The sequence below is a fragment of the Microcoleus sp. S36a_B3 genome (genome assembly GCF_036700745.1).
Taxonomy (GTDB): Bacteria; Cyanobacteriota; Cyanobacteriia; order Cyanobacteriales; family Microcoleaceae; genus Microcoleus.
Map to the genome: position 1 here is coordinate 154504 of NZ_JAUBPN010000016.1, position 8015 is coordinate 162518.

Here is an 8015-nt window from a genome sequence, read left to right on the forward strand (position 1 = left end):
GACTAAGGACTAAGGACTAAGGACTAAGGACTACCGCCAACTGCCAACTGCCAACTACCAACTGCCAACTGACTACTGCCTTCTTCTATTCTTGATTATTTTTACCGCGCACATATCCGTTATCTGCAATCCGCCAAGCACCGCCAGTATTACCCGTTAAATCGCAATCATCTACTGTAGCAATGCCATCTCTGTAAACTACAATCGCCTCACCTTCATTACTATTAATCCGACAGCGGCGCACGATCAATTTTCCTCCCAATCCGACACCGATTCCCAGACTGCCGTTATTATAAATATTGCAATCTTCCACCGTTGCTTTCCCATTATCCGAGATAAAAATCCCGTTCCATATTGCATCGTGAATTTGACAGCGGCGGATTACCGAACTCGCCTCGGAGCCACAAATTACCACCACAGAATAGTTGGCAGAAGTGATGTCGCTGTCTTCTAAAATTAACTCGCCTCTACGAATATCTACAGCATAATATTTCCCCGTGGCGATCAGTGTCAAACTTCGGACTAAAGCGCTGTCGGTTTGCATTTGAATGCAGTTTGAGTCGGTGCTTTCCACAGTGACGCTACCCGCTTCTGTGCTGCCGATAATTTCCACAGATTTGTCGATGATTAAACTTTCTCGATACAAACCGGGCTGTACGTAAATGCGCGTACCCGAAGCCGCATTTTTTACCGCTTCGCTAATAGTAGTATAATCGCCTTGACCTTTTTGGCAAACGACAAGGCCTTGACTTTTATCAACTATTGGTTGTGAGGCGGATTCTTCAATTTTGTCTGCTAATTCAGCCTTGGGAATTTCTCGATCGCCCTTTTCGACAATTGGCGATTGTAACTCCAAGCTTTCTTGATTGACTGTTCCTAACTGATGTTCTAACTCAGATTCTTGACGTTGCAATTGAGCTTGATTCTCGTTGGCTGTCTCGATTTGACTTTGAAGTTCTGAGACTTGAGCATCAAGTTGCGATCGTTCTCTGTTAGCAGTTTCTAACTGAGATTCCAATCGTGAGCGAATTTGAGTCACACTTTCTAACTGACTTTCTAACTCGGATATTTGAGATTGTAGTTGATTTTGATTTTGGTTGGCCGTGTCAATTTGAGTTTGAAATTCCAACTGTTGAGCTGCAATCTGAGATGCCAATTCTGAGCGAATTTGACTCGGGCTTTCTAACTGACTTTCTAACTGGGATATTTGAGACTGTAGTTGATTTTGGTTTTGCTTGGCTGTGTCAATTTCAGTTTGGAATTTCGACTGTTGAGCTGCAAGCTGTGATTCCAATGCTGAGCGAATTTGACTTACACTTTCTAACTGAGTTTCTAGCTTGGATATCTGAGATTGCTGTTGATTTTCGTTTTGGTTAGCTTGCTCGACTTGAGTTTGGAATTCCGACTGTTGAGCTGCAAGCTGTGATTCCAATTCTGAGCGAATTTGACTTGCGCTTTCTAACTGACTTTCTAACTCGGATATTTGAGATTGTAGTTGATTTTGATTTTGGTTTGCTTGCTCGACTTGAGTTTGAAATTCCGAGAGTTGAGCCGCAAGCTGCGATTCTAATTCTGAGCGAATTTGACTTGCGCTTTCTAACTGGGTTTCTAACTCGGATATTTGAGATTGTAGCTGATTTTGATTGTGGTTGGCTTGCTCGACTTGAGTTTGGAATTCCGACTGTTGAGCCGCAAGCTGCGATTCCAATTCTGAGCGAATTTGATTCGGGCTTTCTAACTGACTTTCTAACTGAGATATTTGAGATTGCAGTTGATTTTGGTTTTGGTTGGCTTGCGCGACTTGAGTTTGAAATTCCGAGAGTTGAGCCGCAAGCTGCGATTCTAATTCTAAGCGAATTTGATGGGCGCTTTCTAACTGGGTTTCTAACTCGGATATTTGAGATTGCAGTTGATTTTGGTTTTGGTTGGCTTGCTCGACTTGACTTTGGAACTCCGAGAGTTGAGCCGCAAGCTGTGATTCCAATCCTGAGCGAATTTGATGCGCGTTTTCTAACTGACTTTCTAACTCAGATATTTGAGATTGCAGTTGATTTTGATTTTGGTTTGCTGTGTCAATTTGACTTTGCAATTCCGAGAGTTGAGCCGCAAGCTGCGATCGCTCAGTGTTAGCAGTTTCTAATTGAGCTTGCAGTTCCGATAATTGAGACAGAAGTTGGGAGTTATCTCCCTCGCTGGGATTTACTTGAGCCTGCAATTCTGACAACTGCAAAAGCAGTTTTTCTCGCTCTCCAATAACTGTCTGTGATTGATTTTGTAGCTCAGATAATTGAGAGTTTAACTGCATTTTATCTCGATTGGCAGCTTCTAACTGTGTTTCCAACTCTAATAATTCAGCTTGAGGTTGTTCTGCTTGTTGGCGGGCGGTTTCCAATTGAGAATTGAGTATTTTCTGTTGTTGTTCTGCACTTTCCAATTGAGCTTGCAAATTCGACAGTTGAGAATGCAGTTGCTCCCGTTCTTGAATTGAGCGCTCGAACTTAATTTGAATTTCCGACAACTGGTACTGTAGCTGCAATTTACCTTGACTGGCTGTTTCTAACTGACTGCCAAATTCCGACAGCCGATCGCGAAATAGAGCACTCTCTGCATCCAGCGCCTCTCGCTCTGCTTGCATTTCCAGGATTTGAGCTACAAGTTGCGATCGCTCCAGAGTCGCAACTTCTAGCCGATTTTGAAGTTCCGCCAATTCCGGTAACTGCGACTGAGCTTGCCCTGCGCTTTCTAACTGAAACTGCAAATCAGCAATCAAAGCATCAACTTGCGATCGCTCCTGAGCAATTCCTGCCATAAACCCTTCCAGTTCCGACACCTGATTATTTAATAAATCCTGCTCGCTAGTGACACTTTCCAAGCGATTTTGCAACTGAGACAATTCAGAATTAAGCTGATTTTCCATCTCAGTCTTTTGGCGCAATTCCGAAGTTCTGGCATCCAACTGCGACGCTAACTTCGATATAGCCTCCTGCGAGCCGTGCATCCGCACCAAATTTCGTGAATTTCGCTTATTCAAAATTAGCCAGCAGACTAATGCCCCGCCTCCAAATCCTATTAATAAAAGTAATGCTTCCATTTGGTTTATCTAATCTATATAAATTGAATTGCCCTGATGCTTGCCCAAAAAATGGACATCCACAAATCGTGTTCTTGCTCAAAGCTATCACAACTTGCGCGCATTTTTTTTACTTGGCTCGGCAATTTATATTTATTTACATAAATGCAACAGGTAAGGTGTCTGTTGCATTGCTGTCAAGTCAACCCTAAAAACCTTTGTATTTCTCGTTGATACGCGCGTCTCGCTCCCCCTCCCATACCCCCATACTCCCCCGGATAGTCTGGGAGTAGGGGTTGACTTTGATATTTTCCGCTCCCCTTTTCGATGCGGGGGCACCGGGGGAGCGAATGCATAATCCTCCAACAGTAGATTGGCAATAAATTTGAATGCAACGGCGTACAATGCACGCCCTACAAGATGTTTTGTCAAAGTTCAATTAGCGAAGTAAATCCACAATATGAGGAATAATCGCGATATGTTGAGTCAACAAATAATCCAACCGATCCGCCAGCAAACTAAAAATTAAATCGTTATAACTCATCCCGTATTCCGCCAAGCCCAAAGTAACCAAACTTGTCACATTTTCGTCTGGATGTTTTAGATCCGGCTTCGGATTTGCTTCCAAAACATAAAGTGAACCCTCAGCATCACTCCTGACATCAATCCGCACCAAACTGTTCAAACTAAACTCCCAATATATTTGGCAAGCTAACTCAATTAACCTTTGTTTGAGTTCTGGTTCTTCCTCCCCCATCAACCGCCCGCGATCGGCCGTAATCGCCTTTTGATCCATAGAAGTAAAGATGCGTTCCTCCGGTTCAAAAACTCGTTCTACCGTGGAAAAGGCAAAGGGTTTTGGATTTTTGGTAAAACAGCCTTTAGCATGAGTTACATAACCACAAACCGCTACACAAAATTCTCTTCCTGGCAAATATTTTTCAATTAAAGCCGTATTATGAGTTTCTCGATGAACTTCTGAAACCGCCTGAGATAAACCCTCAATTTTGTCAATAAAATGAACCTGCAGCGAAGCCCGGCCGGATACTGGTTTAACAATAAAAGGCCCTCGATAATCACCGAAAACTATGGCAAAACGCTCGTGCAAATTAGGCTGAAAAATTCCTTGGGAAGGGTGCCAAGTCATAAACGGAGCAGTTTTTATTCCGACTGATTGCAGTTCCCGTTTAAAAGCGTGTTTGTTGTCTAAAGTAGAACTGTTTAAAGGATTGTGACCGACATAGGGCATTCCCAACATTTCTAACAAGGCGGGAGTGTGACAAACAGGATTGTAGCCCTGCACTCCGCCCGTATTTAGCCAGACTAAATGGATTTTTTGTTCTTTTAGTTGTGCGGGCAAGTTCATGTCATCAGGGATGACAAAGACGTGCTGAAAGCCGATTTCGGTTAATGCTCGGGCAATCTCGCGGGCGACGATTTCGTAGCTTTTCCAAGAACGGGGATTGTGCGTTTTGTAAATTACGGCTCCCTGGCGATCGCAGTTGCCGCCGAATACCACAGCAATCCGCAGTTTGGCAAACAGCTTTTCTAAGTATTGAGGGAGCAAACTCAATTCGTAATGCCAGGAATTTATACCGGTTGATGTTGCTACCATTTAAGTTTTTTCCTTTTTTGTTTTATTTGCGATCGGCATATTTGCTCGATTTGGCTAAATATATTCCAGCCAAAACTACAGAGAAAGCGAACCAATTAAACAAGCTCAAATTTTCCGAAAATAGCATCCAGGCAATAATCGCCGTAATTACTGGTTCTAGGAGCAGAAAAAGGGCGACAAATCCCGATGACAAAGTGCCGAGACTGTGGATGAGAAGTCCTTGGCCAAAAGCTTGACAAATCACGGCTAAGGCAATTACAGTCAGCCATCCCTCCCAAGAATAAGGGAAAATTCGATCGCCCTCCAGCAAAACCAAGGGCAAAATCAAGAGGCTACCAATCAAACAGCGCCACATCAATATAGTTGTCGCCGGGAACTTGGTTCGCAAATCTTCCGCAATCAGCAGATTTGCTGCATAAAACATTGCGGATAACAAAGCAGCTATGTCCCCGGTAAAATTGTCTCCCGCGATTTGTAAGTCGGTAGTGCCGATCGCAATTGCGCCTGACAAAGCCACTACCAATCCCAGCAAAAACCTGCTGTCAAAATGCCGTCCCAACAGCAGCCATCCCCCCAAAGTAGTAAATAAAGGAGTTAAGTTGCGAAGTACGGTAGAATTAGCGACATTAGTTTGAGTTAGCGACCAGGCCCAGAAACCGAGAGAAGCAGAAGAAACCACGCCGACGGCTGTTAATAACATCACATCCTTCAGAGTGTAGTTCGATCGCGCTTCAACTACATTCCCAGACATTCGGCGGCGCGCTTCCCCCGCCCCGTTCCAAATTCCAAATACCGCAGTTGCTATCCACAAGCGGTTAAAAACCGTAGCATTCGGACTGATTTCCCGTTCGCTCAACCGAATAAAAATGGCCGCCAGGGACACCGCCAGCAGCGCCACAGACAGCGAGACGATCGCCCAAATTTTACCTTGACTGTCGTCAGCTAATTCACCGTTGTTTAAATTGTCCGGGTTTCCAGAAACAATCGTTGTTTCTTCTGCTATTGACGCAGGTATTAACTGATTATTTGCCAAAATATTGTGCTGAATGTCAATATTTTCTTCGGCTAATTCCAATTTTTTTGACATTATTGAAAAGTCCCACCAAGGCTGAAAGTATAAATTAGAAGAATGCCAAAACCCGGTCAGGAATTACGCACTCCTTACTTAAGAAACCGGGTTTTTTGTTGGCATCAAGGGCTACAACCAAATTTTTGGCAAAAAACCCAGTTTCTGGCGACCCGTGCAGGACTATATTTTTGGTAGTTAACAGCAGCTTAGGTTGAAGGTTTAACAGAAAGTTTTGTCAAAGCTTCCTTGAGCGCCGGCGGCAATTGGCGGATAATCTTGCCCTTGTCCCGATCGACACCAACCAAAGTTACCTGCGCCGTCACGTATAATTCCTGCGTATCGGGCGATCGAATTTCGTAATCCCAAAGCAGCCGCACACCCTCACTCGCCGCCACCCGCGTTCTGACAGCCACCAATTGACCCATTTGCACAGAGCGGTGGTAGCGCAGCGAAAGCTCCACCACGGGCAATTCCAAACCCTGCGCCACCCACTCCGCATACTCAATACCGAGAGAGCGCAAACTTTCCACCCGCGCTTCCTCCATCCAAGCCAGATAAGTCCCGTGCCAAACCATACCCGAATAGTCAGTATGGTGAGGGTAGACTCGCACCAAATATTCAAACCAGCCCTCAGAGTCCATACCGGGTCGATTTTGAATAGCACCAGTCGGTGCGAGTTCTGGTTGAGTTCGATCGTTCTCTAACACGTTACAAATTGTTCCAAAACGCTACATTTCTACAAATCATAAAGCAAACTTCAGGCCTATGCTTGACATTGACCCCCTAGAGTACCAACGCTCTAGTGAGAGAGTCGCACAAGAAAACTCAACTGTTTTTACTGCAAAAAACAACCATGATAGAAAAAATTTTAGTAGCCGTCGCCGGTCGTGGCTTGTGCGAAGAGATGTTTAATATGTTGATGGACATCCCTTCCTTGCAACAAAGCTCTGTCACCGTATTGCACGTCGTGCCGCCCCAAGTGACATCCGACGGCATGGCCCAAAAGTTGGAAGAAGGAGGCAAGATTTTAGCACAAGCAGTCCAGTCCTTAAAAATCGATCCCAACAAAGTCAATCCCCGGTTGAAACAGGGAGACCCAAAAACCACAGTTTGCCAAGTCGCAGAAGAAGAACAATCCGACTTAGTGATTATGGGTTCTCGGGGATTGGGACGGCTGCAATCGATTTTGGAAAACTCAGTCAGCCAGTACGTTTTCCAGCTAACATCCAGACCGATGCTGTTGGTCAAAGACGACATCTACGTCAAAAAAATCCGGCGAGTCATGGTGGCCCTAGACCCATCTGAATCCGCCAAACAATCCTTAGAACTAGCCCTATCTTTTGTCAAAGAAGTCAGCGGCGGACAGATAATTTTAGTGCACGTCACCAAAGATTTGACTGGAAAATCCACCGAAGATGTAACAGCAAATGCTGAAAAAGACCCAGTATTAGCTTCCGCAGTAGCCCTCGCGAAACAACTGGGAGTTAGCTACCGCTGCGTGAGTGCCACAGGTAAGCCCGGGGAAGAAATTTGTCGGATTGCAGACGAAGTGAATGCCGATTTATTAGTAATCGGTTCCCCGGATCGGCGGCCCAATGTTGCCAAAAACTTTTTGGATCTCGATCGACTCCTAGGAAATTCCCTCTCGGACTACGTGAGAGTCTACGCCAACTGTCCCGTCTTGCTAGCCCGCACAGTCGTCGGCTAGACTCTCACCGCCAGCGGTGGGGTGCGGCGAGTGCGAGTAATTCTCGATCATCCGCTAGCAATCTCAAAACCTCAGCACCATTTATTCCCGGCGTGCGTCAGTTTTGAGATTGTGAAGAAAGTAGCTAAAATCTTCCTAGGAATGGCAAGCAAATCGTTTAAGCGATTTGCTTATTTTGCTTGTTAGCGACAAAAGTCTGGTAACCAGCAATTACTAAATTGTATTCCTAAGTAATATCGTTTCCGGCTGCATTGTCAGGTGATAACTTAGAGAGAAATTCATGAATGATTTTTATAAGTCACCACCTATCTCGGTGCAATTTTCAGTTGTTCGATTCACAGTCAACAGTCAACAGTCAACAGTCAACAGTCAACAGTCAACAGTCAACAGTTAACAGTCAACAGTCAACAGTCAACAGTTAACAGTTAACAGTTAACAGTTAACATCATGTATGAGTGCAACCGAAATTGATATAATTAGGGCTTGCTGGATAAGTGCAGAAAGGTTACACGGCGCGGTTATACGATCGCGCGATCGAGAGTTTAGTGCAAGA

Annotated in this window: 5 protein-coding genes; 1 reads left to right on the plus strand and 4 read right to left on the minus strand. The window is 44.7% G+C overall.

The window, feature by feature from the left end:
- Positions 1-85: 85 nt before the first annotated feature.
- The 4 genes from QUA01_RS18445 to QUA01_RS18460 form a co-directional block, all read right to left on the minus strand.
- On the minus strand, positions 86-3091 hold the full coding sequence (locus QUA01_RS18445; protein WP_333091529.1) for a right-handed parallel beta-helix repeat-containing protein: 3006 nt from the start codon (positions 3089-3091) through the stop codon (positions 86-88).
- A gap of 418 nt (positions 3092-3509) precedes the next feature.
- Positions 3510-4685: a D-alanine--D-alanine ligase family protein gene (locus QUA01_RS18450; protein ID WP_333091531.1), complete on the minus strand. Its 1176-nt coding sequence runs from the start codon at positions 4683-4685 to the stop codon at positions 3510-3512.
- A 22-nt stretch (positions 4686-4707) separates the two neighbouring features.
- Positions 4708-5772, minus strand: coding sequence for a DMT family transporter (locus tag QUA01_RS18455; protein ID WP_333091533.1), 1065 nt, complete (start codon positions 5770-5772; stop codon positions 4708-4710).
- Positions 5773-5960: 188 nt separating this feature from the next.
- Positions 5961-6461, minus strand: a complete 501-nt coding sequence (locus QUA01_RS18460) for an acyl-CoA thioesterase (RefSeq protein ID WP_194012814.1) — start codon at positions 6459-6461, stop codon at positions 5961-5963.
- Between the two features lie 146 nt (positions 6462-6607).
- On the opposite strand from QUA01_RS18460, the gene QUA01_RS18465 reads away from it, so the two are divergent.
- Positions 6608-7462, plus strand: a complete 855-nt coding sequence (locus QUA01_RS18465) for a universal stress protein (RefSeq protein ID WP_333091536.1) — start codon at positions 6608-6610, stop codon at positions 7460-7462.
- Positions 7463-8015 lie beyond the last annotated feature (553 nt).

Bases quoted from the DNA above. Each gene is read 5' to 3' on its own strand.
- QUA01_RS18445 (WP_333091529.1), bottom strand. From the start codon at position 3,091: ATGGAAGCATTACTTTTATTAATAGGATTTGGAGGCGGGGCATTAGTC.
- QUA01_RS18455 (WP_333091533.1), bottom strand. From the start codon at position 5,772: ATGTCAAAAAAATTGGAATTAGCCGAAGAAAATATTGACATTCAGCAC.
- QUA01_RS18450 (WP_333091531.1), bottom strand. From the start codon at position 4,685: ATGGTAGCAACATCAACCGGTATAAATTCCTGGCATTACGAATTGAGT.
- QUA01_RS18465 (WP_333091536.1), top strand. From the start codon at position 6,608: ATGATAGAAAAAATTTTAGTAGCCGTCGCCGGTCGTGGCTTGTGCGAA.